Annotated in this window: 20 protein-coding genes and 4 tRNA genes; 11 read left to right on the top strand and 13 right to left on the bottom strand. The window is 59.7% G+C overall.

Going from position 1 to position 25,914, the window contains the following annotated elements:
• Window position 1: 1 nt before the first annotated feature.
• On the top strand, window positions 2–1,120 hold the full coding sequence (locus DD236_RS04785) for a glycosyltransferase family 4 protein (protein ID WP_109093186.1): 1,119 nt from the start codon (window positions 2–4) through the stop codon (window positions 1,118–1,120).
• Between the two features lie 74 nt (window positions 1,121–1,194).
• Here DD236_RS04785 and DD236_RS04780 read toward each other — a convergent pair whose 3' ends face one another.
• Together DD236_RS04780 and DD236_RS04775 are read right to left on the bottom strand one after the other, a co-directional pair.
• Complete coding sequence (locus tag DD236_RS04780; protein ID WP_109093185.1) at window positions 1,195–2,019, bottom strand: hypothetical protein; 825 nt, start codon at window positions 2,017–2,019, stop codon at window positions 1,195–1,197.
• 149 nt (window positions 2,020–2,168) lie between these two features.
• Window positions 2,169–2,594, bottom strand: a complete 426-nt coding sequence (locus DD236_RS04775; RefSeq protein ID WP_109093184.1) for an NUDIX hydrolase — start codon at window positions 2,592–2,594, stop codon at window positions 2,169–2,171.
• Window positions 2,595–2,716: 122 nt separating this feature from the next.
• Here DD236_RS04775 and DD236_RS04770 point away from each other — a divergent pair, with 122 nt between their 5' ends.
• Entirely contained in the window at window positions 2,717–3,538 is an 822-nt protein-coding gene (locus DD236_RS04770) for an LD-carboxypeptidase (RefSeq protein WP_109093183.1), read from the top strand.
• A gap of 117 nt (window positions 3,539–3,655) precedes the next feature.
• Window positions 3,656–4,993 carry an MFS transporter gene (locus tag DD236_RS04765; RefSeq protein ID WP_109093182.1) on the top strand — a complete coding sequence of 446 codons (1,338 nt, stop codon included), beginning with the start codon at window positions 3,656–3,658 and terminating at the stop codon, window positions 4,991–4,993.
• A gap of 107 nt (window positions 4,994–5,100) precedes the next feature.
• On the opposite strand, the gene pulA is transcribed toward DD236_RS04765, so the two are convergent.
• The 7 genes from pulA to gltX form a co-directional block, all read right to left on the bottom strand.
• Window positions 5,101–10,797 (bottom strand): pullulanase-type alpha-1,6-glucosidase, encoded by a 5,697-nt coding sequence (gene pulA / locus DD236_RS04760; protein WP_109093181.1) that lies wholly within the window; start codon window positions 10,795–10,797, stop codon window positions 5,101–5,103.
• 222 nt (window positions 10,798–11,019) lie between these two features.
• Window positions 11,020–11,095, bottom strand: a tRNA-Glu gene (locus DD236_RS04755).
• A gap of 32 nt (window positions 11,096–11,127) precedes the next feature.
• Window positions 11,128–11,200 (bottom strand) — tRNA-Glu (locus DD236_RS04750).
• Between the two features lie 40 nt (window positions 11,201–11,240).
• Window positions 11,241–11,312, bottom strand: a tRNA-Gln gene (locus DD236_RS04745).
• Between the two features lie 100 nt (window positions 11,313–11,412).
• Window positions 11,413–12,702, bottom strand: coding sequence for a hypothetical protein (locus DD236_RS04740; protein ID WP_109093180.1), 1,290 nt, complete (start codon window positions 12,700–12,702; stop codon window positions 11,413–11,415).
• A 10-nt stretch (window positions 12,703–12,712) separates the two neighbouring features.
• Window positions 12,713–12,919: a GNAT family N-acetyltransferase gene (locus DD236_RS04735; protein ID WP_243409909.1), complete on the bottom strand. Its 207-nt coding sequence runs from the start codon at window positions 12,917–12,919 to the stop codon at window positions 12,713–12,715.
• An 18-nt stretch (window positions 12,920–12,937) separates the two neighbouring features.
• On the bottom strand, window positions 12,938–14,446 hold the full coding sequence (gene gltX, locus DD236_RS04730) for a glutamate--tRNA ligase (RefSeq protein ID WP_109093179.1): 1,509 nt from the start codon (window positions 14,444–14,446) through the stop codon (window positions 12,938–12,940).
• A gap of 83 nt (window positions 14,447–14,529) precedes the next feature.
• On the opposite strand from gltX, the gene DD236_RS04725 reads away from it, so the two are divergent.
• A complete protein-coding gene (locus DD236_RS04725; RefSeq protein ID WP_109093178.1) occupies window positions 14,530–15,693 on the top strand; it encodes a MalY/PatB family protein in 1,164 nt (387 codons plus the stop codon).
• On the opposite strand, the gene DD236_RS04720 is transcribed toward DD236_RS04725, so the two are convergent.
• The gene (locus DD236_RS04720; RefSeq protein ID WP_109093177.1) at window positions 15,690–16,430 is read right to left on the bottom strand and encodes a fumarylacetoacetate hydrolase family protein; all 741 of its coding nucleotides are present in this window, start codon (window positions 16,428–16,430) and stop codon (window positions 15,690–15,692) included. The two genes, DD236_RS04725 and DD236_RS04720, sit on opposite strands and share 4 nt — an antisense overlap.
• 59 nt (window positions 16,431–16,489) lie before the next feature.
• Here DD236_RS04720 and DD236_RS04715 point away from each other — a divergent pair, with 59 nt between their 5' ends.
• The 3 genes from DD236_RS04715 (at window position 16,490) to DD236_RS04705 (ending at window position 20,677) form a co-directional block, all read left to right on the top strand.
• Window positions 16,490–18,292 (top strand): AMP-dependent synthetase/ligase, encoded by a 1,803-nt coding sequence (locus DD236_RS04715; protein WP_243409908.1) that lies wholly within the window; start codon window positions 16,490–16,492, stop codon window positions 18,290–18,292.
• A complete protein-coding gene (gene aroE, locus DD236_RS04710) occupies window positions 18,292–19,152 on the top strand; it encodes a shikimate dehydrogenase (RefSeq protein WP_109093176.1) in 861 nt (286 codons plus the stop codon). Before DD236_RS04715 ends, aroE begins: the two co-directional genes overlap by 1 nt.
• A 163-nt stretch (window positions 19,153–19,315) precedes the next feature.
• The gene (locus DD236_RS04705) at window positions 19,316–20,677 is read left to right on the top strand and encodes an anaerobic C4-dicarboxylate transporter (RefSeq protein WP_109093175.1); all 1,362 of its coding nucleotides are present in this window, start codon (window positions 19,316–19,318) and stop codon (window positions 20,675–20,677) included.
• 1 nt (window position 20,678) lies between these two features.
• Here the strand turns inward: DD236_RS04705 and DD236_RS04700 are convergent, their stop codons facing one another.
• Window positions 20,679–21,209, bottom strand: coding sequence for a DUF4916 domain-containing protein (locus tag DD236_RS04700; protein WP_109093174.1), 531 nt, complete (start codon window positions 21,207–21,209; stop codon window positions 20,679–20,681).
• Window positions 21,210–21,300: 91 nt separating this feature from the next.
• Between DD236_RS04700 and DD236_RS04695 the strand changes: the two genes are divergently transcribed.
• The 4 genes from DD236_RS04695 to DD236_RS04680 all read left to right on the top strand — a co-directional run bounded on the left by DD236_RS04695 (window position 21,301) and on the right by DD236_RS04680 (window position 22,783).
• Window positions 21,301–21,624, top strand: a complete 324-nt coding sequence (locus DD236_RS04695; protein ID WP_109093173.1) for a hypothetical protein — start codon at window positions 21,301–21,303, stop codon at window positions 21,622–21,624.
• A 16-nt stretch (window positions 21,625–21,640) separates the two neighbouring features.
• Window positions 21,641–22,117: a thioredoxin-dependent thiol peroxidase gene (bcp, locus tag DD236_RS04690; RefSeq protein WP_109093172.1), complete on the top strand. Its 477-nt coding sequence runs from the start codon at window positions 21,641–21,643 to the stop codon at window positions 22,115–22,117.
• A 61-nt stretch (window positions 22,118–22,178) separates the two neighbouring features.
• Window positions 22,179–22,263 (top strand) — tRNA-Leu (locus DD236_RS04685).
• Window positions 22,264–22,327: 64 nt separating this feature from the next.
• Entirely contained in the window at window positions 22,328–22,783 is a 456-nt protein-coding gene (locus DD236_RS04680; protein ID WP_133246056.1) for a DUF6226 family protein, read from the top strand.
• Here DD236_RS04680 and DD236_RS04675 read toward each other — a convergent pair.
• Both DD236_RS04675 and DD236_RS04670 read right to left on the bottom strand, forming a co-directional pair.
• Window positions 22,764–24,704 (bottom strand): hypothetical protein, encoded by a 1,941-nt coding sequence (locus DD236_RS04675; protein ID WP_109093170.1) that lies wholly within the window; start codon window positions 24,702–24,704, stop codon window positions 22,764–22,766. The two genes, DD236_RS04680 and DD236_RS04675, sit on opposite strands and share 20 nt — an antisense overlap.
• Window positions 24,701–25,735 (bottom strand): nitronate monooxygenase, encoded by a 1,035-nt coding sequence (locus DD236_RS04670; RefSeq protein ID WP_109093169.1) that lies wholly within the window; start codon window positions 25,733–25,735, stop codon window positions 24,701–24,703. Before DD236_RS04670 ends, DD236_RS04675 begins: the two co-directional genes overlap by 4 nt.
• Window positions 25,736–25,914 lie beyond the last annotated feature (179 nt).

The following is a 25,914-nucleotide window of genomic DNA, read 5'->3' as shown; positions in this document are numbered from 1 at the left end:
CATGCTCCGAACTCTTCTTGTTACGAATGATTTTCCACCGCGACGCGGAGGGATCCAGACGTACCTAGAAGGGTTCATACAAGAGCTGGACCCGGATCAGCTTGTTGTTTACGCCTCTAGCCCGCCGGATGGCGGCGCGGAGGAATACGATGCCCAGCATCCATGGCGAACCTACCGCTACCCCGGCACGATGATGCTGCCAATTCCGACTGTTCGGAAGGAAATGCAGCGCATCATCCGCGAGGAAAGGATCGAGGCTGTGTGGTTTGGCGCCTCAGCGCCACTGGGCATCATGGCGAACGCCGCGCGCGCCGCCGGAGCCCGCAAGGTCGTCTCCACCACTCATGGTCACGAGATCGGCTGGTCCATGTTCCCTGGCACCCGGCAGATCCTCAAGCGAATCTTCCACACCGCCGATACGGTCACGTACCTGACCAACGCGACCCTTCGCCGCCTCCAGCCGTGCATGGGCGATACACATCACGTGCGCATGCCAGGCGGCATCAATCCCGAGGCCTTCGCGTTTTCCCAAGAATGGCGGGAACGGCTCCGCGCCCGGTACGGGATTGGCGACGAGCCAGTTGTTGTGTGCATCTCCCGCTTAGTCGAACGCAAGGGCCAAGACACGCTCATTGCCGCATGGCCGGCAATCACGGAGAGGTTCGGCGAGGCGAAGCTCGTCGTCGTCGGTAAAGGTCCTTACGAAGCCAAACTTCGGGAAATGGCCGGAAACAACGAATCCATTATCTTCACGGGCGAAGTGGCGTTCCCCGAACTTGCCGCGCACTACTCACTCGGGGACGTGTTCGCGATGCCGTGTCGAACCCGCGGGGGCGGGCTGGACATCGAGGGACTCGGCATCGTGTATCTGGAGGCTTACGCGGCGGGACTGCCAGTGGTGGCCGGGGATTCAGGTGGCGCCCCCGAGGCCGTGATTCCCGGGAAGACCGGACTTGTTGCCGCCGGGCGATCGGTGGAAGCCGCCGCGTCCGCCGTGTGCTACCTGCTAGAAGATCCCGAGCGTGCGAAGGCGATGGGCCAAGCCGGCAAGCAATGGGTGGATCAGGCCTGGCGGTGGAGCCATTTGGTTCAGCCGCTCCTGAAGGAGCTGGAGGCCTAGAGTCCCCTCTCGGAGTTTTGCGTCAAATCTCCGCAAACGTCTGGTCTCCGGGAAAGTTCCGGGGCCATTGGCCATCACTTGTCGTAGAAGGGACTGTGCGGCGCAGCTCCCCTATTGCCCGCACTACCTTCGCCAAGAGGATTCCAGTTACCGGGGGCTTTCCGGCCTTTCCCGCTTCCGAGGGCGTCTGCGCCCCCAAAGGTAGCGCGGGGATCGGCCGTAGTGGAATTGCTTGGCTGTTGGGGGTTGTTCTGCTGTTGGCCGCTAGGCGAGAGGCTCTCAGAGGCAATCGATGCAGCCGCAGCTCGGGCCTGCTTGAGCTCCTCCGAAGCGCGCGCCTGCTGATTGTCCCAGACCCATTGCTGGATCTGGTCCTGAGATGCCTCAGGATAGTTGGAGCGGGCGTAGGCGTTGAGGTCTTGCAGCCATTGGATGTAATTCAGCAGTGCCCCACCATTGAAGTTCGTGATGTTCAGCCGGTACTTCCGCCCGCTCGGGTCCCAAACTCGCAGGGTCTTTTGGGATTGATACTGATAGACGTCGTACTTCCATATGTCCTTATATTCAAACGTCTTGGCCTTGCGTCCCATCCCGCGATACACCACGCGATCAGGAAAAACGTCCACGAAAGAGTTCGAGTAGTAATAGACGAAGAAGAGTCCGCCGGCCACCATGCCCAACGCGGAAACGATCGGCCCCACGGTCCATCCCTCATCCGGTGTTCCAAGCATGACGATAGCCATGAGCAGGCCCACAACAAGGAGGAGGATTCCGGCGAAGAGCATGATCTTGGAGACCCGTTGACGCAGCGGCGCGGGCTTGGCATACACGCGTCTTGATCGCAGCAGCACAAATACCGTAATGCCAAATGTGAGGACGAGCGTAATAATATGCGCCATTGCAATTGTTCTTTCTTCAGTTCGGTTCTGCCCGCTTCAGCCCGTTTCTACCCGCTTCAGCTCGGTTCTACCCGAAGGCTCGGCTTGAATCCATTCCGGGAGCTCGCCAGCCTTCACGGTATGACCCGAAGCAGTCTCTTCACACCCTATTAGGCGCTTTGTGCTCCGGCGCGCAAACGCTCTTGGCGCTCCAAGGCCGGGAAAACGCGTGTTGCCAAGAGAGGCGCATACCCGGGCGAATCGGGAACAGGCTCCGCCCACTTGAGCTCACGAATCTCTGAGTGCGGGGCGATGTTCTGCGTCAGCTCGCTCGGGTAGGTATAGATGGCGCCAGACACGTCATGTCCGGGTTCGTTCGCGGCCGAAGCCGTGTAATCACCCAAATACTCCAGCTGCGCCGGATCGAGTTGGATGCCAACTTCCTCCGCCGCCTCACGCACCACGGTTTCCCGCATGCTTTCCTCACCCTCTGGCTTGCCGCCGGGCAGCTGGAACAGGCTGGCGCCTTGCTTACGAACTGTCAGGACGTCGCCCTCGGAATTGCGCAATACGACTGCGCCTACACGAATAGCCATGGGGCCTCCCCTGTGCTCGGAACTAGCTTTGCTTAGTTCGGCATGTTACCCGCCAGCCACACCGAAATGGCGGGGCTGTGCCGATCCACACGTGCCGCGTACGCCACAGGTAAGCTCACGGTATGACTCACTTTGCTCTGACCTCGTGTTCTAACCCCACGCTGCCGTGGGCCCAGGACAAGCTTCCGAAGCTGGTACAAGCACTTGAAGCTGCCGGCCACATACTCGACACGTCGGCCGTTGAGGCTCTAGCCCGCGAATCCGCGCAAACCCCCGATCGTTGGGACCCTCGCGAGCGCGCTCGCATCTTGGAGCGGGCCTTCGCTGCCCCCGATGTAGACGCCATCCTTGACATCTCCGGTGGCGACCTCGCGAACGAAATCCTCCCTCACCTCGATTTCGAGGCCGTTTCCGCCCACCCCAAGCTCATGGTGGGCTACTCGGACATGAGCTGCGTGCTAGGCGCTCTGCCCTTCCCCACGCTCCTGTGGAATCCACTGGTTGGGATCACCGAGGGTTTTGAAGAACTCGATCAAGCCCTAGCTCGCGATGTGGTTCGCCCCGAGCTGGTTCCCGTTGCTCCTTCCAAGCGCGGCGCGGCCGAGACTTCACACCTCACCGGCCTGCCCTGGGCTGGCGGCAACATCCGCTGCTTCCTCAAACTTGCTGGAACGCCGTGGTGGCCAGACCTCGCCGGCCACGTGCTGCTGCTTGAGGGGCAGGGGCCGTCACTCACGGCCGTCGCGGCACTGTTGGGTCATCACGAGGCGCTCGGCTCCTTCGAGCGCGCCGCCGGCGTTGTGGTGGGCCAGTTTACTAAGATCGATGAGGCGGGGCAGCGCGGCCAGTTGCTCGATCTTGTGCGCGAGTACGCGCGCGGACCCCTGGCCGAAGCTCCATCCGTTGGACACTCACTTACGAGCGGCGCGGTGACGTTGGGTTAGAACGACGACGACGTTCTTCTCGCGCCTTCCTTACAGTGCGCACTATGTGGCAGTCAAGTAGGTGTCCAGCATCGGCCAAGCGGGACTTGACCGTAGCGGCCCGCTATCGTTTCTTGAATGAGCAACAATCCGGCAGAGATTCTTGATCGTCTCGATAACCTGCCATTTACTCGCAAGCATCGCAAGATCATCTTCGCCTCGGGCCTAGGGTGGGCGTTCGACGCAATGGACGTTGGCCTCATTACCTACATTATCGCCGTGTTGACGAAGCAGTGGGGCCTCAGCGCAACGGAGCAATCCCTCATCGTCTCGGCCGGCTTCATTGGAATGGCCGTGGGTGCAACATTCGGCGGCGCTCTAGCCGATCGGGTGGGGCGGCGCACCGTGTTCACGGTGACTCTGGTGGTGTACGGTATCGCGACCGGCGCTTCGGCCTTTGTAGGCGGAGTCCTCCCTCTCATCATCCTCCGAATCCTCGTGGGACTGGGCCTAGGCGCAGAACTGCCCGTTGCCTCCACATTGGTGCAAGAGGTTTCGCCGCGGCGGATTCGAGGGTCGATCACCGTGTGGCTGGAAGCCTTCTGGGCGCTCGGCTGGACCGTGGCGGCCCTCATCGGATACTTCGTTGTGCCACTATCCGATAACGGCTGGCGCATCGCTTTCGCTATCGGGGCCCTCCCAGCCCTCTATGCCATTGTCCTGCGATGGCATCTACCGGAATCAGTAAGGTTCCTGCTGCACCGGGGCGAAAATGAGAAGGCGGCACGTGTCACCGACGAGCTGGCTGACGGCCACGACCCCATTATTCCCACCGATGACGAAGTGGCCGAAGCCGCCTCTCTCGAAAAGCCCACGTGGGGCAAGCTCTTCTCACCGGCCCTCCGCCAGCGGACGGTCGGTATATGGACCGTGTGGTTCATGGTCAATCTGGGTTACTACGGCTCCTCCATCTGGATACCGTCCATCCTGCATGCCAACGGCCACGATCTGGTTAAGTCCTTCGGTTTCACCCTGATCATCACGCTGGCGCAGCTCCCGGGGTACGCCACCTCCGCCTATCTCATTGAGCATTGGGGACGGCGAGCCACCCTCACAACGTTCCTCGTGGGTTCTTCGATCGGCGCCATAGGGTTCGGGATGGCCGATTCATCGGCCGCGATCATCGCGACCGGATGCGTCCTCTCCTTCTTTAACCTAGGCGCGTGGGGCGCTCTCTATGCGATCACACCGGAGATCTATCCAACCTTCATTCGAGCAACTGGAGCGGGCGCAGCCACAGGCTTCGGACGGCTGGCCTCGATCGCCGCTCCGTTCTTGGTGACGTTCCTGCTGGGCGTGGGCGGAGTTCCCGGCGGCAACAAAGGCCTCCTCTTCCCCGTGCTGGCTGGAGCCTTCGTGGTGGCTGCGGCAGCGACCTTTGCGCTCCCCGAGCGCCGGGGCCAGAGCTTGTCCTAGGGTCACAACACTCAGAGTCCGCATTTCGGGGTGGCCGATCGCAAGGGGGTAGGCAGCCACCCGCCACAGGTGACTACCTACCCCCAGCGGCGTCTTAGAGAGATCCGCTACGACGCTCGGCTCCTACGTCCATAGAGCGCAAGGCCACCTGCCGCAAGCAGCAGAACTGCGAGGCCTGCGAACGCGAGCACGTTGGCTCCCGAATTGGCTAGGTCATCGCCAGGATTCGCTGGGCCAGCGGTTGCCCCACCAGTCGCGCCATTCCCCGGCTGATCCGTACCGCCATTGCTTGGGCCAGTAGTTGGCTGATCTGGTGTGCCGTCCGTAGGCTCTCCGCTCGGTCCCGTAGTGGGCCCATCAGTGGGTTCTCCAGTTGGCTCCTCCGTCGGATCTGTGGTTGGCGGATCGGTCGGGTCTGGCCCTGGCTCCGTCCCAGCGGCAGGCTCCACGAGCACCGCCACGGTACGCGCCGGGATCGTGAGCGTCCCGGTCTTCGAATCCCACGCCGTCTCCTTCACAACTTCATCGAAGCCGTTCGCTTGAACCGGCGAGAGCTGCAGATCGTGCCCGCTCAGGCCGTCCAGCTCCTCGGTGATTGCATCTGCTGAGGAATTGAACACCACGACCAGACGATCCACATCCGGATCGATGTCCTGCTTGAACGTGACATCCAGATCCACGTTGGCCTCGAGAGCCTTACCCATGACCCCGGGAGCCGCATCATCAATCTGCATCACGAGCAGCCCGGGCGTTGCCCCGGCTCCACCGTTCGGGAAGCTGACGCGCTCCTTGACCAACTCTCCACTGCCCAAGCTGAACAGCGGGCTCGAGCTGCGCACCTTGAGCAGATCAAGCGACATCTTGTTCGCCGCCTCAATATCCTCAGGCGCAGGCACCTTCGATGCGTTCTCTAGGAGTGGCGTCATGAGCGGCCACTTCTCGCCGTTCACGCCCTTCATCGGGAGGCCGTTCGCGTACCCGTTGGTCTGCATCGTCCAATCGATCGCGTTGAAGTGATCGCCGGAGTTGTATGAATCGCGGTCCAGAGACTTCGAGCGCAGCATGTCCGTTCCTGCGTGCCAGAACGAGGGTGATTGCCCCAGCGTTGCGGTGGCCAGACTCAGCGTGTTCATGCGAATCTGCGTGTCCATCGTGGCGTCTGTGGGCAGCTTCCACACGAGGTTATCGAAGAGCGTCTCATTATCGTGGGCATCCACATAGTTGACGTTCTCATCTGGATCCAGCGCGTAGGCGGCAGGCACCCCGTTGTAATCGATCTCCTCGGAGTTGACGAATTCGCCATCTCCCGCAGAAATCTGCACGCCCTTGACGTTGCCGGCAAGCCCGATGCGCACTAGATCAGTCTGGTGCAGGAGGCTGGCCAGCTGCTCATCCTCGGGCACAGTTTCCGCCGCCACCTCATTAGGATCGGTGTACAGCCCGGATCCGAAGCCCTGATAGGTCCTCTGATCCGAATCGAACGGGCCGCCCCCGCGCACGGCATCGCGAAGCCGATCATTGAACGCACCGATACCGGTACCGCCAATGTTTGCCTGGGTTGCCTGCTTGAACAGAGCATCGCCTTCAACCTCGCCGAAGTCCCAGCCCTCACCGTAAAGATAGATCTCCTTACCGTTTACGCCGTCCTTCTCAAGAGTCAGGCCGTCCAGCATCTCCCGAATATCCACCATGTTCTGAAGGGTGTGATGCCCCATGAGATCGAACCGGAATCCGTCCACGCCGTACTGGGTGGCCCACAATTCCACGGAATCGACCATCATCTTGCCGGCCATCACGTTCTCGGTTGCGATGTTCTGGCAGCAGGTGGAGGTCTCGATCGCACCCTTGGCATCCAGCCTGTGATAATAGCCTGGCACGATCCGATCCAGAACCGCCTCATCCGCCTGTCCGGACGCTGAGGTGTGGTTAAACACCTGATCGGCTACCACACGCAGCCCCATCCCGTGCAGGGCCGAAACCATGTCGCGGTACTCGCGGGTTCGCGCCGCACCGTCCTGATGGCCATTGGTCGCGTACGAACCTTCCGGTGTTGACCAGTGGTAGGGATCGTAGCCCCAGTTGAAGCCATCCTCATCTTGTACGGCAGCCACGGCTGCTTGTTGATTTTCCGACGACGGATCCCCGCCTCCGATTTCCGGTACCAGTTGGTTTTCGCGAGACTCCGGGATTGACGAGCTTGCGATGTCGAAGGTCGGGAGAAGGTGCACTGTGGTCATTCCCGCGTCCGAGAGCTCGGTCAGGTGCTTGACGCCGTCCGAGTTGCTCTGCGTGAAGGCCTTGTAAGTTCCACGAAGATCCTCAGGAACCGTCTCATCGGCAATGGAGAAGTCGCGCACGTGCAGCTCGTAGATGGTCTCTGCCGCCGGTGTGGCGGGAGCATCTGGGCTGTTGTTCCACTCCTCCGGGTACAGCTCCGGATCGGTGAGGTCTGCGATCACCGATTGCTTAGAATCGGTTGTGAGTGCCACCGAGTAGGGATCTGTCACCTGGTTAGTTACCACTTCGCCCTGGGACGGCACGAATACGTCAACGTTCCAGAGGTAGCCAGCGCCCTTCCACGAGGGCTCTCCCACTACCATCCACACGCCATCTTCGTCCCGCTCCGCGGCGATCTCTTGATCCTCGAGCTGAAGCGTCACCTCGGTTGCCGTGGGTGCCCACACGCTGAGAGTTGGGGTATCTCCATCCCAAGTCAGCCCGAGATCGCGCTCCGCAGCGCCCGGATAGAGGGCATCCACCACGCCGGCGATCTGTGCGCCCGTCTGAGCCACCGTCTCTCCGTCTTCAGTTGCCTCGATCTGGACCGAGCCCTTGAGGATCTCGCGAACCGTTTCGTCAAGATCTCCATCAGTACTCACACGCAGAGCGGTATAACCACTCTTGATTCGTGGGAATGACGCCTTCTGCTCGTCGGTCAGATCGTCCGGCGTGAGCGTCACGTCGTCGTCGTTCCCAACTAAACCAAACTCGCTACCACCCAAGGAGGTGGGCCAAGCGATCGTATCGGGGCCAATCCAGTACGCGCGGGATTCGCCCGTGCCTGCCAGCGGCGGATTGGAGACCTCGACGGAAACCTGCTTCGTGGCGGGATCGAAAATGAAGGTCACATTTTCCCCTTCGTTGGTTGAGAAAGTGACGTTACCGCCATTGTCTCCCCACGAGGTGTCCCAGTTAAAGCCCTTAACCACCTTGAATCCGTAGTTACCTGCGGGGATATTGCCCGTGGTGAGGCGGTACGTGCCATCATCTTGCGGGAACATCACCGATCCGAGACAATTTTCCTCCCAGGTGCCACAGCCAACGGCGCCTTGCCAATCGCCAGCAACCGTGTACAGCTCAGATTGTGGGGCGGCAACGGTTTCGTGCGTAGCCGGCGAATGGATGATGTGGGTAGGATCGGCCGTTGCCGTGAAGGCGATGTTGTCTCCGGCGGGCGTTCCCCAGCTGTTATCCCACGTTCCATCAGTGATCTTCAGCTCGTGATCACCCACGGCAATATCGAGCTCGCCGAGCCAAAGCTCATAATCCGAGTTGTAGGTCAGAGCTGTTTCCTCACAATCGGCGGCCCAATCATCCCCGCAGCCGAGAGCCTTCTGGAAGGTGCCCACGGCGTAGCGCGATTCATCCGTACCGGGATCCGTCTCATCGGACGAAGGCGTACCCGCGGTTACCTTCGAACCATTGACCATCTGTGGGCCTTCGCCAGCGGGGATCAGATAGTTGCCGTTCTTCCCCGTTCCTTTGCTCAGCCATTCGCCGCCGGAGTTGGTGTTGAAGTTGGCTTCGATCTGGGTGGCATCGTCCGTTAGGACGTCAACCACGAACCAGCCGGGCACCTCATCGTAGGCATCCATCTCCACACCGGGCATGTCTGTCCAGCCACTATCTCCCGTTGTGGAGTAGTGGAAGTTGGCATTCGTCCAACCGGTGGGGGCCTTGAGGTACACCGTGGTGTAGGTTCCCTCGGGCTTTGCGGCCGTTGTGATCGTGAATCGATCGGAGGCGGCCGAGACCTGGCCGGCTTTGTCCTTCGCCGTGACCTTGTAAGTGAACTCGGTGGATTCGGGAAGGTTCTTGTCCGTCAGCTGGGCGGAAGGTGCGGTCAGAGTTTCCGATTCGCCAGTGGCGGTGTTCGTGCGCTCAATCTGGTAGGTGATTCCACCACAAGTGTTGGTGGATTCATTCCACGAGAGCTTGACCGAGCTGTAGGTTGCAGTGCCCGTGAGACCGGTGGGCTGGGTCGGGGCGGATGTTTCCGCGCACTCAGTGTCCGCTATGGCATCTGTGGACAGAGCAATGGCGCTTTGGCCGTCGATCGAGGCGGCGATCTTGCCGTCCTTGACCGTGACGGTTGGGCCTGTCCACGTGTCGTCTTCATTGTTGTGGGTTGCAGCAAAGACGTTGTAGTAGATGCCGTCTTCAAGGTTGGTTGTGAGGGTGACGTCGAGTGCTTCGGCGCCGTTATTCATGGCGAAGAAGCCAGTGGTGCCGCGGCCGAAGGCGATGGCGTTGTTGCCCTCGTCCGTCCACTGATTGTTCACATCTTGGCCTGCGACCTCATTGTGGAAGCCCACCATGTTCGCGATGTTGTTCTGCGAATGCTTGAAGGTCCAGCCGTTTTCCTTGGAGGGCGAAAGGACCTTGCCGTCGGCGTCTTGGGCCGGGCCCGCATCATAATCGGTGAACGCGTAGCCCGAATGGATCGAGGGAGAGCTGTAGTTCCACGCCAAAGTGAAGGCCTGCGCCAGATCGTAGGTGCGGCCATCCTTATAGGAGAGTGTCTGGCCGTTGCGCTCCGTATCGTGGTTATCCACGAACACTGCGGCCTGATCGCTGTTTAGCATGTCCCAGTCCGAGCCGATTCCGATACCACCCTTGCTCAGGAGATCACCCACCTGATTGCTCTGAAAGGCCGTGCGGATTTGGGTGGCGTATTCGAACTCGTGGACATCGCCGATGTTGGCGTATTCCTCGGGGCCGATCGGCTCGCCGCCGCCGCGGATCACCTCTTGGACCATGTAAAGGTCATCGTTGTTCTTGACCTTGCCCCAGATCTCCTCCATGTCTGTGGCCGGGATGTGCTTCACAGCGTCCACGCGGAAGCCCGCCACGCCCATATCGGCGAGTTCGTTCATGTAGCCCGCGATCTTGTCTTGGACTTCGGGCTTTGAGGTATTCAGGTCTGATAGGCCGACGAGCCGGCAAGTCTGGACCTCCCAGCGGTTCGTGTAATCCTCGATGTTCTCAGAGCAAGGCTCCTCTGGCCCGCCTTCGCCCTTGTAGGAGTTGAAATCGGAAGGATCGTAGAGGCCCGGGTAATTCTCGTACTCGAATTTGGTGCCATTAAAACCCTTACCGCCCTCGGGTTGGCCCGACATATGGTTGACCACCACGTCGGCGATCACGCCAACGCCTGCGTCCTTGCAGCGGCCGATCATGTCTTGGAACTCTGCCTCAGTGCCGAGCCGCGAGTTGAGATCGTAGGAGACCGGCTGGTAGTACGTCCACCATGCCTCCCCCTGAATATGCTCTTGAGGCGGTGAGGTTTGCACGTAGCCGTAGCCGGCAGGGCCGAGTGTGGTCTCGCACTGTTCGGCAATATCGTTCCATGGGTAGGAGAACAACACTGCGATCGCGTCATTGTCTGCTTCCAGCTTTGCCTCGGCTGGCGCGGTGGGCATTCCTGAGATAAGCCCGGCCGTCGCCACTGCAACACTTGCAGCCCCAGCGACGATTTTGCCCCAAATGCTGCGTTTGCCAGACTTTCGTTTCATCTGTTGCATTCATGCCCCTTCGCACTTAATGGTGATTTATCAACACTCTCACAAACATTTGTCAGAGCTGGATGTCACTACTATATCGGAGGTCACACCGATTGCAAGTAATTTGCAGCAATTTCTTTCACGCAGCGTCTGATGGTGGGGAATACTTCGGGTGTACATGTGACGAGCAATGGCACTGCTGTCCAATACGCAAAAAATCCCGTGCGTAACCGCACGGGACCGTGGTACCCCCAACCGGATTTGAACCGGTGTTACCGCCGTGAGAGGGCGATGTCCTAGGCCGCTAGACGATGGGGGCCTAGCTACTTTCAACATAAGTTGGAAGCTTCGTACCCCCAACCGGATTTGAACCGGTGTTACCGCCGTGAGAGGGCGATGTCCTAGGCCGCTAGACGATGGGGGCTCTCGCGCCTAAGCGCCTGAACCAAGTATGACCTTGTTCGCTGGGGTACCAGGACTCGAACCTAGAATGACGGTACCAGAAACCGTTGTGTTGCCAATTACACCATACCCCAAGGGATTAGCCACTTTTCGAGGCGCTACCTCGATCGGCGACAGCATGAAACTCTACCGTTGCACGCCTCGACTTTCAAACTGGAAAGGCTGATACGTGAGTCACAGCTCGGCCAATGGATCGCGCACCCACATGACCGATCCCGGGACCCAACCCGTCATCATCGTCCACAGTTCCTGCCCGCCAACGCTAACACCGTACGGCACGTAGGCGGCATCGAGCGCCCCGAGCACGCTTAGGTATACGCCATCTAGATCCTCTGCCAACGCCTCCCAATCAAGTACCACCCAAGTGCCATGAGCCGTTCCGCTCCACATTTCGAAGGTCTGCGTGTCACCGTTTGGCACCACGATCATTGGGTATTTGAGGACCAGATCTACCCAGTCCTGCCCGCTGTGAATCGTGGCGATCCGGTAGGGGCGCTTGGGCAGGTCCGCTTGAGTGAGGGATGAGAGGGAGAGGTCTCCGGCGTCGTCGCCAAGAACCTGATTCGTACATACGCAAGTTTCCCAATCGGTCTCGTCATCCTCACCGCCATAAAACCACGTTGGCGAGGTGGTTCGGTAGCTCGGAACGAGGCGCAGCGCAGACTGGGAAACTGCATCCCAGCCAACACCGATGATGCGCGGGAAGTCTACGAGTTCCTTTTCGATCGTCTTGACTTGGCGATCGAAAGTACGCCGCTCTTTGGTGAGACGGCGTGGACTGTACATCTGCACCGCGGAGGCCGGGAGCTTCTCACCGGGCCTCGCTTGCGATAATAGGGGCGCCTCGGACTCTTCCAAAACCCAGTGGTAACCATAGTTTTCCGGAGCGAACTCCTCGGTGAGCCACTCCAATCCGGGCAGTTCGATGATTCGGAGGGAGAGCCGGTCAAGGCGTTCGCGGACGTCAGGGCCCCAAAAGACATCGCGCACGATGTACTTTTCGAAGTTGCCGAACGCGTACGCGCACGTGACATCGTTCAAGGATCGCTGGGCTAGGCGCGCGAGGACAGCCGTAGTTGTCTCGCCTTCGGCGAGCACGCCATCCGGAGCATCGAACGCCGCAACAATCCATTCGATCGTTGCAAACCCCGCCGCCTCACACTTTTCCGCCAGCTCCTCCCGCGTCTCGGGCGCGCGCATTTCCTCGGGAATTTCAGGTTCATCCTCATCCCCCACCTCGTTGGACGTCAGCACCATCATCCCGCCCGGACTGGCTGCCTGAGCAATGCCTATATCAAACGCCCGCAGATTAGCGAGACCACTTCCCCATTCCTCTGCTGAGGACAGGCTCGCAAGATTCTTTGCGAGCTCAACCAACCATGCCCGCTGAATAATGCCGGGACGAACCAGGCAATCGGAGACGCTGACTAACGTTGGCTCTTCGGCAGATCGGCTCTCAAACATAAGGGCTAGCCTACCGCCACTGCCGAACTTCCAGCGGAGCCGTGTCCGGGAACGGATCGGTGCGCAGGCGGCCGTACGTGTCAACGTCGATGCGTTGCCCGCCAATCAAAAACTTGCCCCGCTCGGTGCCTTCCTTGATGAACCCAGCGGCGCGGGCAACGGCCCATAGCCGGGTTAGAGGAGAAGGCGGCGAGGACGTTGGCGTCGTCGTCGGCATATAAGGGCCGAAGAAACACTACTCCCCGAGCTTTGGCTGAAGCTGGCGAATACGCTTAATGGCCTCGTCCTTACCCAAAATGGCGATGGAATCCACCACGGGCAGGGACACGTTGGTGCCCGTCATCGCCACGAAAAGCGGGCCGAAGGCGAAGCGGGGCTTGATGCCCATCTCCTCCACGAGCTTGGCATCTAGGGCGGCCTTGACGTGCTCGGCGTCAAACTCCTGCAGCCCTTCAAACACCTCAGCGGCGGCCTCAAGCACGGTCGGCGCGGTGTCGCGCAGCTTGGAGATGGCCTTCTCGTTGTACTCGATCCCTTCCGCCCCAATAAACAGGAAGCGCATCAGATCGGGAGCCTCCCCCAAAAGCTGCATGCGGGTTTGAGCCAAGGGTGCGGCGGCGTCAAGAATGGCGCGCTCGCCCTCGGGCAAGTCCGAGTAAGTGCTCGCGGAAACCACACCCTCGCGATGAAGATAGGGCACCAGCCGCCCGCGGAAATCGTCTTCGTCCAATAGGCGGATGTGGTCCGCGTTGATGGCGATGCACTTCTTCTCATCGAAACGAGCGGGGTTCGGGTTCACATCCTCGATGTCAAACGCCTCAATCATCTCCTCCTTGGAGAAGACGTCCCGATCGGCGGCGATAGACCAACCGAGCAGCCCGAGGTAGTTGAGCAGGCCCTCGGGCACCATGCCGTTTTCGCGGTGAATGAGGAGGTTGGACTTCGGATCGCGCTTGGAAAGCTTCTTGTTGCCCTCGCCCATCACGTAGGGCAAGTGGCCGAATCGCGGCGTGAAGCTGGCAACGCCAAGCTCCTCCAGCGCGGCGTATAGCACCACCTGGCGCGGGGTCGAAGAAAGCAGATCCTCTCCGCGCAGCACGTGGGTGATCTCCATCATGGCGTCATCCACGGGATTGGTGAGCGTGTAGAGAGGATCGCCGTTAGCACGCACGATCACATAATCGGGGACGGATCCCACCTTAAACGTGATCTCGCCGCGAACCAGATCGTCGAATGTCACGTCCGCATCGGGCATGCGCATGCGCAAAACCGGCTTGCGGCCCTCGGCGCGGAAGGCAGCCTTCTGGTCCTCGCTGAGGTCCCGATCGTAGCCGTCGTAACCAAGCTTGGGATCCTCGCCCTTCGCCTTGTGACGGGCCTCAACCTCTTCGGGGGTGGAGAAAGATTCGTATGCGTAACCGCCTGCGAGCAGCTTCGCCGCGACGTCCTGATAGATGTCCGAGCGCTCAGACTGGCGGTACGGCCCATGGGGCCCGCCAATGCCGACGCCCTCGTCCCAGTCCAGACCGAGCCACTTGAGGGACTCGATAATCTGGTCGAAGGATTCTACGGAATCGCGCGCGGCATCCGTATCCTCGATGCGGAATACGAATGTGCCACCAACGTGCCGCGCGTACGCGTAGTTGAACAGGCACGTACGCACCATACCTACGTGGGGTGTGCCGGTGGGAGAAGGACAAAAGCGAACGCGGACGTCTGAGCCCGATGCAGTGGTAATAGCCATGATTACCTAAGGATATCGCGTTGAGCCCGTGGTTGAGTATTTTGCCGGCAACGGGGCCTCGCTCCAAGCTATAGGATGAATCTATGGCTTACGATTTCTCCTCACGCTCTCTAGAGCAGCTCATCTCCGAAGGCTCCCACAAGTGGAGCAGGTACCCCGGCGCCATCGGCATGTGGGTGGCCGAAATGGACTTCGGGGTGAGCGACGAGATCCGTGACTACCTCATCGCGGAAGCCAACCGAGGATCCTTCGGGTACCTTCCTCCGGCCGATGGCCGCCGCGTCCTCGAAGCTACCTCCGAATGGTTAGGCCGGTTCAACTGGACTCCCAACCCGGATCACATGCTCCTGCTGCCCGAGGTGCTTGCGGGCCTACGCATTCAGATCGAACACTTCTCCTCGCCCGGTTCGGCCGTCGTAGTGCCAACTCCGGCCTACATGCCGTTCCTCACGATCCCCAAGGAGTTCGATCGCGAGATCATCGAAGTGCCGTCCAACCGCGATGAAGAGGGCTATTGGCGCCTCGATCTGGACGGTATCGACGCCGCTCTGGCTACCGGAGCCGAGACCGTTGTGCTCTGTAACCCCTGGAATCCAACCGGCCGCTGCCTATCCTTCGATGAGCTTTCCGCGCTTGACGCCATCGTGACTAAGCATGGGGCGCGCGTGTTCGAGGATGCCATCCATGTTCCGCTCGTTCTGGACGGTACCTATATTCCTTTCGCGACCGTGTCCGAGCAGGCCCCTAGCCACACGATCACCGCGATTTCTTCAACCAAGGGCTGGAACATCCCGGGGCTGAAGTGCGCACAGTTGATCTTTAACAATGAGGAAGATTGGAACGCGTTCCAGCCGCTCGCTCATGCGGCCTCCGAACCCACCTCCACCGTTGGCGTGCGAGCCACTGGCGTCTGCTTCACCCAGTCGCAGGATTGGAACGACGAGGTACGCGATTACCTGCGAATCAACCGCGACGTGTTGGAAGAGCGTGTTGCCGGATGGGACGGAGTCTCCATCTCCCCGCTCGAAGGCACCTACATCGGGCTACTGGACTTCACCGAGCTTGCCCAGCGGGGAGCATTTGGAGATCAGAGTCCAGCCGAGTTCCTCCGCGAGAACGCCAAAGTGGCTCTCACCGAGGGACGGCTGTGCGGAGCGAACTACTCAAACTTCGCTCGCATCATCTTCGCCACGCCGCTGCCGGTTCTCACCGAGGCGCTGGATCGCATCGAGGCGGCGCTAGGTTAACCCCGGCGCATCACGGGGTTGGCCACCACGCCAATCCCCTCAACCTCAACCTCAACGGAGTCCCCCGCCTCAATCTCTCCAACGCCGGCGGGCGCGCCGGTGAGGATGATGTCGCCCGGAAGCAGAGTGAAAATGGTGGAGGCGTAGGCCACTAGCTCGTCCACGCTAAAGGCCAGCTCACTGGTCCGCCCCTCGCGCCGAACCTCGCCATTGACTCGCGAAACCACGTGCAGATCAGCCACGTCAAGATCGGTCTCGATCACCGGCCCGGTAGGCAACGCCGTATCGAAGGCCTTAGCACGCGCCTTGTCCCCGGCAACCGCCGTCACGTCGTTGGCAACGGTGTACCCAAAGATAACGCCACTCGCGCGCGAAGCAGGAATATCCTTACACGCCCGGGAAATCACAACGGCCAGCTCGGGTTCGTGCCGAACGGTTTGTGCCCACGATGGCAGGATCACTGGATCGTCCGGGCCAATCACTGCGGTGTTGGGCTTAAGAAACATGTCCAGATCCTCGATCGTGCCAGCACTCCCGTAGGACCCGATGTATCCCACAACCTTCGAGCGTGGGATCATCGGGGAAAGCAGCTGAGCCTCGTCCTGGGCAATGCGCTGGCCGGAAACTTCTACTTTGCCGAACATGGGATCGTCGGTTAGAACGAGGTATTGGTGAGTGTCCTCGTCAAGAATGGCGTATCGAGGTCCCTGATCTAAGCTGATGCGTGCGATCTTCATGCCGTAAGCCTACGTCACTTCACGCTAAGATCATCATGCGACTATCACAAGGAGGCACCGTGAAAGACCCCTGGCGCGAAGCCGCCACTGTCACGCTCGAACCGCATAAGACCATTCCGTGGATGATTGAGCATCGCCTGAAGAACCGACCGGACGATGTGTGTATTGAGAAGAAGTCTCGCTTCGGCTCACGATGGCTTCCCGTCACGATCTCCGAGTTCCACACGGACGCGCACCGGATCTCACGCGGCCTCATTGGCCTTGGACTACGCCCGGGCGATTCGCTCGCCATCTTTGCGGCCACATCATACGAGTGGAGCTTGATAGATGTGGCGGCGTTGAGCGTAGGTATCGTCGTCGTCCCAATTTACGAATCGGACTCCGCCGAACAAATCCGGTGGATACTCGAGGATTCCGAAGTCAAACTCGTCATCACGGATACGGCGGCTCACGCAGGACTTGTGGAATCCGTACGTACTGAAGGCCTGTTGAGCACGGTTATTTTGGACGACGACGGCCTCTCCTCCATATACCAAGCCGGCAACGATGTGCAGCCCTCAGTAGCGGACGGGTATCGGGCGGCGCTCACCTCGGATAGTCTCGCGACCATTATCTACACCTCGGGAACAACCGGGCAGCCAAAGGGCGTGGAGCTCACCCACGGAAACTTCGTGTTCTCCACGCTGACGATCATGAAGTCCGAGCGGGAGCTTATCAACGAACCCGGAACGCGTGTTCTCTTGTTCCTGCCTCTGGCCCATATCATGGCCCGGATCGTGTTCTTCTACGGGTTGTGCTCGAAGGGACGCATCGGGCATGTGGGCGGAACCGCAAACCTTATCGCGGACATCGGAACTTTCAAGCCAACGGCGCTGCTCGTGGTCCCCCGCGTCATGGAGAAGCTGTATAACGCAGCGGAGGCAAAGTCCGGCGGCGGCACGAAGCTCAAGATTTTCCGTTGGGCGATGAAGATTGCCGAACAGAACTCCCGGCGTAAGCACCACGGCCTCGTGTTTAGGGCCGAGCGCCTCATTGCGAATAAGCTCGTCTGGTCCAAACTCACGGAACTGCTCGGGAAGGATTGCCGTTTCGCTGTGTCCGCTGGTGCGCCAATGGGTAAGCGACTCGGGCACGTGTTTCGCGGAATCGGCCTAACCGTGATCGAAGCATACGGGCTCACGGAAACAACGGGACCCGCAACGGCCAACCGCCCCGGGCATTTCGTTATGGGCACTGTGGGCCAGCCGATTCCCGGGACCGCGGTTAAGCTCTCGGAAACTGGCGAGGTTTACTTGGCCGGCCCACACATCATGCCGGGCTATCACCGCAATCCGGAAGCCACCGCCGAGGTTTTGGATGCCGATGGCTGGTTCCGTACGGGAGACGTGGGGACGATTGATAAACACGGATTCCTGACGATCACCGGGCGGCAAAAGGAACTCATCGTCACCGCGGGCGGTAAGAACGTGGCCCCGGCCGTCCTAGAAGATAAGCTGCGCGGGCATCCGCTTGTCTCGCAAGTTGTGGTGGTAGGCGATCAGCGCCCGTTCGTGGGCGCACTCATCACGGTGGACGCGGAGATGCTGCCCGGGTGGCTGGCAAGCCACGAACTGCCGGCCATGGGCGTGAACGAGGCGGCGCGAGACCCCGAGGTTTTGGCCGCACTCCAGCGCGCGATCGATCGGACCAACGCTCAGGTTTCGCGGGCAGAATCGATCCGCAAATTTACGATCGTTCCCGGCGATTTTACTGAGGACAACGGGCTTCTCACGCCCTCGCTCAAGGTGAAGCGCGAACGGGTTCTAGAGCGCTACGGTGCTCTCATCAACGAACTGTATGAAGATAACCGGAAGGAAAAGTAATGGCAGAGATCTCCGGACACACCGGGCTGGTGGAACTCCTCGGCTCTCCCGTGGAGCATTCGCTCTCCCCCGCCATCCATAATTGCTCGTTCGGTGAACTTGGGATCGATGCCGTGTACTTAGTGGCCGAAGCAACGCCCGAGACCGTGGGCGATGCAATTGCCGGTGCGCGAGCGCTCGGGCTCTGGGGTCTCAACGTGACCATGCCGTGTAAGAACGCGGTGATCGAACATCTTGATGGGCTCTCTCCGGCGGCCGAGATCATGGGAGCCGTCAACACGATCGCAGTAGAAGATGGCAAGCTCATCGGGCACAACACGGACGGGGCCGGACTTCTGCGTTCTGTTGCAGAGGCCGGCTTCGACGTGGTGGGCAAGAAGATGACCGTGATTGGGGCCGGCGGGGCTGGCTCAGCTGTGTTTACTCAAGCGGCCGTTGATGGAGTGGGCCAGATTTCTGTGTTCAACGCACGGGACGAATTCTTTGACGCAACCGAGGAGCGCATTCGGGATTTGGCCTCACGCACTGGCGCTGATGTGAAGCTTTACGACCTAGGTGATACACAGGTGCTGGCCCGGGAGATTGGCGAGAGTCTCGTGGTAGTGGACGCAACGCGTGTTGGCATGGCCCCCTTAGAAGACCAGTCCAACGTCCAGGGTGAATGGCTCCACGCCGGGCAGGCCGTGGTAGACACCGTTTATCACCCGCTCGAGACGAAGCTGCTGAAAATCGCGGCGGAGGCCGGTGCCACTGCCATTGATGGGTTGGGAATGCTCCTGTGGCAGGCCGCTATCGCTGAGGAAATCTGGTTCGGGCGGACCATGCCCGTGGACGTAGTGCGCTCTCGCGTGTTCTCTTAGGGGCGTGGGACCTTTGGGGTGTGGGGCTGGCTCGATGTGGGCAGATCGGGAGTGGACTGAGTCAATTTAGGACTTGCTACCCTTATGCTCACAGTGAACCTGTGAATACACTGAACGAGTTGAATCAGATGATGCAACGTATTCACACGTTTAAGGAACCACCATGGATGGCTTTTTGATGGCCGTACAATTCCTCATTGTTCTTGCCTGTTTGCTCGTCGGAGCACACAAGGGAGGCATGAGCCTTGGCCTGATGGGCGGTGTCGGACTCGTAATCCTCGTGTTCGGCTTCCGCTTGGTACCCGGCGAGCCGCCAATTCAGGTTATGCTCACAATTCTGGCCGTTATTGGCTGCGCTGCCACACTTCAGACCTCTGGCGGCCTCGACGTCATGATGCGTTTCGCGGAAAAGCTGCTGCGTAAGCATCCCCACCAGATCACGATTCTCGGGCCACTGGTCACGTGGTTCCTCACGGTGCTGTGCGGAACTGGCCACGTGGTGTACACGATGCTCCCGATTATCGCCGATATCTCTCTGAAGAAGAACATTCGGCCGGAGCGCCCGATGGCCATCTCCTCCGTGTCCGCCCAAATGGGAATTACGGCTTCGCCCGTGTCCGTGGCGGTTGTGTCCCTCAGCTCGATTCTTGCTGAGAACGCTGGCACGATTGATCGGTCCTTCTCGATTCCTCAGATCCTCGCGGTGTCCATCCCCGCGTCCCTGTGTGGCGTGTTGCTGGGCGCCCTATGGTCCCTACGCCGTGGGAAGGATCTGGACAAGGACGAAGCGTTCCAGAAGCGCATCGCCGATCCGGTTCAACGCGAGTACATCTACGGTGGAGACACCACTCTTCTCGATACGAAGTCCTCCAAGGATGCCTACCGGGCAACCGCCATCTTCTTCATCGCGATCGCCGTTGTGGTTGTGCTTGGCGCCTTCGAGTCGCTCCGCCCCGCGTTCGATGATGGCGATGGCGGCACTGCTCCGCTATCCATGAACCTCACGATTCAAATCATCATGCTCTTTGCTGGTGCCCTCATCTTGCTGTTCTGCAAGGTTAACGCGAAGGACGTTCCCGAATCGGGCGTGTTCAAGGCTGGAATGATCGCCATCTTCTGCGTGTTTGGTGTTGCGTGGATGAGCGAGACGTTCTTCGGTGCACATCTCGAGGAGATCGAGAGCTGGTTGGGTAGCGTGGTTCAGTCCGCGCCTTGGGCCTACGCGCTCGCTCTGTTTATCGTTTCGAAGCTGCTGAACTCTCAGGCCGCTGCCGTGGTTGCCATGGTCCCCGTTGCTCTCGGCCTCGGAGTAGATCCGGTGACAGTTATTGGCTTCTTTGGCGCATCGTACGGATACTTCCTGCTGCCAACCTACCCGTCCGATCTTGCCGCGATTGGGTTCGATCGTTCTGGTACCACTCACATCGGCAAGTACGTGATCAACCACAGCTTCATCATTCCGGGGCTGATCTGCGTGTTCACCTCGTGCGTGGTTGGCTTCACCTGGGCGCACATCCTGTACTGAGTTACAGTTCGCCTATTTTAGCGAGGGCCTGCCGCAAGAGCGCGGCATGGCCCTCGCTTAATTCTGCCTGCAGTTCGGGCGTGCGGGCATCCCCCGGAGTGAACCAGGTGAACTCAAGCGAATCCGATCCAGGATTGCAATCCCCCTGCATGGGGACAATATAGGCTAACGCAACGGCGTGCTGGCGGGGATCCACGAATCCTGCGCCCGGCGTTGGGAAGTACTCAGTCACAGTGAAAGGGACAATCGCCGATGGCATCTGAGGTAGCGCCATTGCCCCGAGATCCTTCTCGATATGTCGGACAAGCGCCTCCCGAACTCCCTCATGGAACAGCACCCGGCCCGTGGGGAACGACCGAAGGATAGTATCGCCATCCACGCACAGAAGCATGCCGATGGCCTCAAGCTTTCCATATTCGTCCAGCCGTACAGGCACAACGTCTACATAGACCATCGGCACCTTCCGCCTGACGAATTCGAGTTCTTCAGGCGAAAGCCACGGTCCCATGTCAGCCGAGTCGATCTCACTCATACTCCAATAATGCCAGCTACTGAGGAGCTGGTGTTATGCCGATTTCTCGAGTTCTCCTCCAGTGAACCGCTCAGGGGATTAGGCTGGGGGCATGAACAAAGCAGTACGTCCGCTGTCCCTCGCACTGGTTGCGTACTCCACCTTGTTGGTAATCGTTGGGTGGGTGGCCGTTGGACAAACGGGATTCAGCCGCGAGTTTATAGCGTCCATCGTACTTGCGACGGTGGGCTTAGCCGTCATGTATTTCGGGCATTGGCACCGCAACGTCTGGTACCTAGGGGCTGGAACGGCAACCGTTCTCTTGCTATGCCCCACCCCGCTGGGTCTCTGGCCCATGATCATCGGAATCGTGCTGGCGGTTGCGTTCTTCTGGATCGCCTATCAGGATTCCAGCGGCGGCAAGATGACGTGGTAGCAACTACCATAGTCCTATGGCAAAACTGCAAGAGGGCGATCTCGCTCCAGAATTCACGCTTCAGACAATCGACGGCTCCGTGAGCCTAGCCGAAGAGCTTGAGAAGGCGGACAAGGGCGTTGTTGTCTACTTCTACCCCAAGGCCATGACGCCCGGATGCACCACCGAAGCCTGCGATTTCCGCGATTCCGAGAACTCCCTGAAGGGCGCCGGCTACACTGTGATCGGCATTTCGCCAGATTCCGTGGAGTCGCTCCAGAAGTTTGTTGACCGGGACAATCTCAACTTCCCGCTGGCTTCCGATCCGGAGCGCGAGGTACTGGAGGCCTACGGAGCCTTCGGCGAGAAGAAGAACTACGGGAAGATCGTGCAGGGCGTTATCCGCTCCACGTTCGTGGTGGGCAAGGACGGCTTGATCTCCTCTGCCCAATACAACGTCAAGGCAACCGGCCATGTAGGCAGGTTGCGCAAGATTCTGGGTATCGATAGCTAAGGTCACACCCGCGAGGTTGTTCATAAGCCGCGCGTTTGGGCTACACTTTATGAGTTGTCACGCGCGAGTGGCGGAATTGGCAGACGCGCTAGATTTAGGTTCTAGTACCTTCGGGTGTGGGGGTTCAAGTCCCCCTTCGCGCACCAAATGGAATGGCCTCTGACCTGAGGAAATCACCGGGTCAGGGGCCATTCCCACTAGACTGGCGGCATGAAGGAGTATTCGCGGCCGCATATTGAACCGATGGTGTTCCGCGATAACTCAGGTCGTGTCATAAACTATGGCAACCGTTGGACAGACAAGGACTTTCCTGCGTGCGCGTGCGACGGCTGCGACGAACGTTGGGAGGATCTTGCAGATGACCTCGAATGGGAAACGTTCGCCATCGTGAACGGCGCCTTCACAGAAGAGGTAAGCAGACTTCGCCCTCCAAGATTTAGCTACAGCCGCGGTATCGGATTCGTGAAAGGTATGGGTCAGACTACCTCATATTGGCTCGGCCCCGCCGATGGGCATCTCGGGTCTGGCGAGCAGGCACGAGCCAAGGACTTACCGAAGCCAGTGCTGAAGAATGCCCGCGATCAGCTCAAGGCGTTGAAGCGTGTCAGCCCCGACGGCAATTGGCTACCTTGGCCGAAGCGACGCGTCACGGCTGACCGGCGCTAGACATCTCAAGATAACCCGCGTCCAGACTCATGATGTGCTGTACGTGCGCGAGGAATTCCCTCAGTTTATCCGCGGAATCCGCCATCTTGAGCGCCTGAGCAACCCTTAGGAGAGACTGCCCGGCGAGGCTGGCACGCCACACCGAGTACTCAACCTGCGAGAGAAATACGGGCGTGCCACGATCCTCGGCCGATTGGCTTAGCGCGGTGTGATGGGGATCCACACCTGGTGTTGCCACAACGCCCTGCAGCGGCTTCAGTTGGAAGTTCCTCGCGAATTCAAACAGTTCACCATCAGTTGCCGGACCAGCAACCACACCCAGTTCGATCAGCCGGCCAACCAGGTCCGTTGCCCCACTACCACGGCGTATGCCCTGCCATTCATACCACGGAAGGTTGCCCCTCCCGAGCGAGATTTCCTCGCCGCCGAGGCTCACAGTATAAACGTGGGACACCAGATCTGGCCGCTCACCCATCGGATAGCCCACGGCGAATAGATTTGCCGACGACGAACCTCCTCCGCTTACAGTCCGGAACACTGAGGGCTGCGCGTAGTCGAGGGTAACGGCACGTACTTTGATCAGCTCCGGGAGTGCTCGCAGCAGTTCCTCGATCAGCGCCGGTTTGGTGAGTTTGCGATCGGCACGCTGCGCGAGGACCGAGCGGGTGTCAAAGAGTTCGGCAATATTGCTCGCTTTCGCTGCACCTCCGATTGCATCCCGAACGGGTCCGCGTACGGTGGCCGTGCGAGCGTCCCCGGTCTGGAACTCAAACTTGCGTTTGTCCAAGGCGGCTCCTGACATCGCCTGCATCGGAACGAGCCGAAGGGATTGAACGAGCTGATTAACGCTGGTTAAGTCCTCATGGTTGTAGGTAACGACGAGACCCAACTTGTGCAGCGCGGCCAAATCCGACGGCAGTGGTAGATCGGGAGCGCAGATCTCCGCGGTGGTCGGGCCGTAGAGCGAGTTACTCGGAAACCTCTGCAGACCTATCCACGCGTTATATGCGGCTTCGTCAATGATGTGAATATCGCCGTTAACCAATAGTTGGGCCGAGGTTCCTTGGACTTCATCGTCAATAACAGCGATACACCGCCCGATGGGCAGCCACACCTCGGTTGTCCAATCCGGCGGATTTGGCTCAACAGTATCGGGGGTGGCAATCTTCGGTGGAACCGCCCTCACCAGCATGCATCCACACGCCGGGCAGTAAACAAGCTCATCTTCAGGTGCCTGAACACTGAACTCCTGTTTGCAATTGCCGCAGGCGCCCTCGATGAGGGGAGCCACGGCGCAGATGGACTTTGGAAAGTGCGTTATGGCCCGCTCGGCCGGTGTCATATAGCGATATTGCAGCCGCTCGAACTCTTCGAATAATTCTGAGGGTAGCTGGGCCTTTACCTGATAGAACGAGGCGTGGAGTCGCTTTGCACGGTTCTCCCCGAATTGCCGCCGGGCCGCGATCTGTTCGTCAAAGGGACGAATGCTCTCCCATAGGGCTTCCTCAATGGCCTGACGCTCGTCCACAAGGGCTTGGTCACGTGCGGCATCGTCTTCTCGATGGTCCACAAAACGCTGGGCCCGAGGCAGCCTCTCCTCGCCCGCCGCGATCTTCTTTCGTAATGCCTCGCTGTACGGATTCTCCTTCTTCTGAATGGCGAGATCCGAGGTGTATCGCTCGAGCTTGTTCGCGAGATTATCGAGATCTAGCTGTGCCTTACCTAAGACAGCAAGGGAGCGCGTAAGTGCCTTTTGTGCCTCGGCAAGAGGTGCCACGCCCTCGCTCTTGTACCGCTTGTACATTTCATTAGCATTCGGCGGCAGGGCTGATCGCCTCATCTCAGCCCGAGCCGCGTGCTCCGCGGTATCAAGCTGCTCTAGGCGAAGAAGCAGAAGCTGTTGGTCTACGCTGGCTTTCATTCCGGAAGTCTAGCGAGTGGCTCGGCACGAATCCCACCTAACCAGCGGATCACGTCCGCTGCGGGTCCCCTAGGCGCGCTTCGGTGGCCAGTGCCTGCCCACAGGTGGAGCCCTTGAGCGTCCCCGGCCTTTGCGGCGGCCTGCCTTAGATCCTTCGTGAGATAATGCACCGCCGGGTATGCATCAACGGCGTAGGCGTCATGGGAATCGATGAAGTGATTTCGAAGGGCTCGTGCGAGCCGTCCGGTGAACGCACGCGTGAGAGTAGTCTCCGTGAAGGCTGGATCAGTGAGTGCGCGCCGATGGATATCCGAGGTTCCGGCCTCATCCGTTCGCATAAGCAAGGTGCCCACTGCTACGGCCTGAACGCCGGCATCCAGAAGCTCCTTCACGGCCGCTGGCCCATCGACGCCGCCCGCCGCGATGATGGGTAGCTCGGTGCCCTCCCTCACCTGGAGAACCAGATCTTGCGTTGAGATATCCTCTATGCGGCGGGGCGGATCAAATGTTGCCGAGTGTCCGCCCGCACGCGGTCCCTGCACGATGAGACCATCGACTCCCGCGGCTTCCGCCTGTCTTGCCTCGGTTGGCGTCGTGACCGTCATCAAGACACGTGAACCGGCCTGCTGCAGTGCCGCGATCACCGCCGGTTCCGGGAGCGCAAACGTCAGTGACACTACGGGCACAGGTTGCTCGATGAGAAGGGCAAGCTTTTGGGCCCAGCGATCATCATCGGCCACTGGTTCGAGATCAAGCTGGATCCCGTATGCCTCTGCCTCAGGCTGAAGGTGACGAGCATAGTTCTGGAAGGCCGTTCGATCAACAGAAGCCGAGCTGGGCACAAACAGGTTTACACCAAAGCGCTCAGTATGCTCACGCACGTGAGAAATCTCCGCCGCAAGGGACTCACGGGACTTGTATCCGCCCGCTAGAAATCCGAAGCCTCCTGCCTCGGCAACGGCCCGTACGAGTGCGGGAGTCGAAGGCCCTCCAGCCATCGGCGCGGCAACGATCGGTAGATCAACGGACATAAGGTCTCCTTCACATGCGCAAGTGCTACTCAATCGTTCACGATTAAGCAGCAGTTCACAAGGGGACCTCTTACCCGAGGTTTGACGCAATCCCGGGTTGTTACAGATAGAATGCTGCCCGTTACGTCACCTAGCTATGGAGTCACCATGTGCAAACGAGTCACCTGCGCCACCTGCGG

The organism is Ancrocorticia populi, assembly GCF_003123745.1.
GTDB classification, from domain to species: domain Bacteria; phylum Actinomycetota; class Actinomycetes; order Actinomycetales; family Actinomycetaceae; genus Ancrocorticia; species Ancrocorticia populi.
The sequence above is the reverse complement of the archived record's forward strand: the minus strand, read 5'-3'. Positions and strand labels throughout refer to the sequence as shown.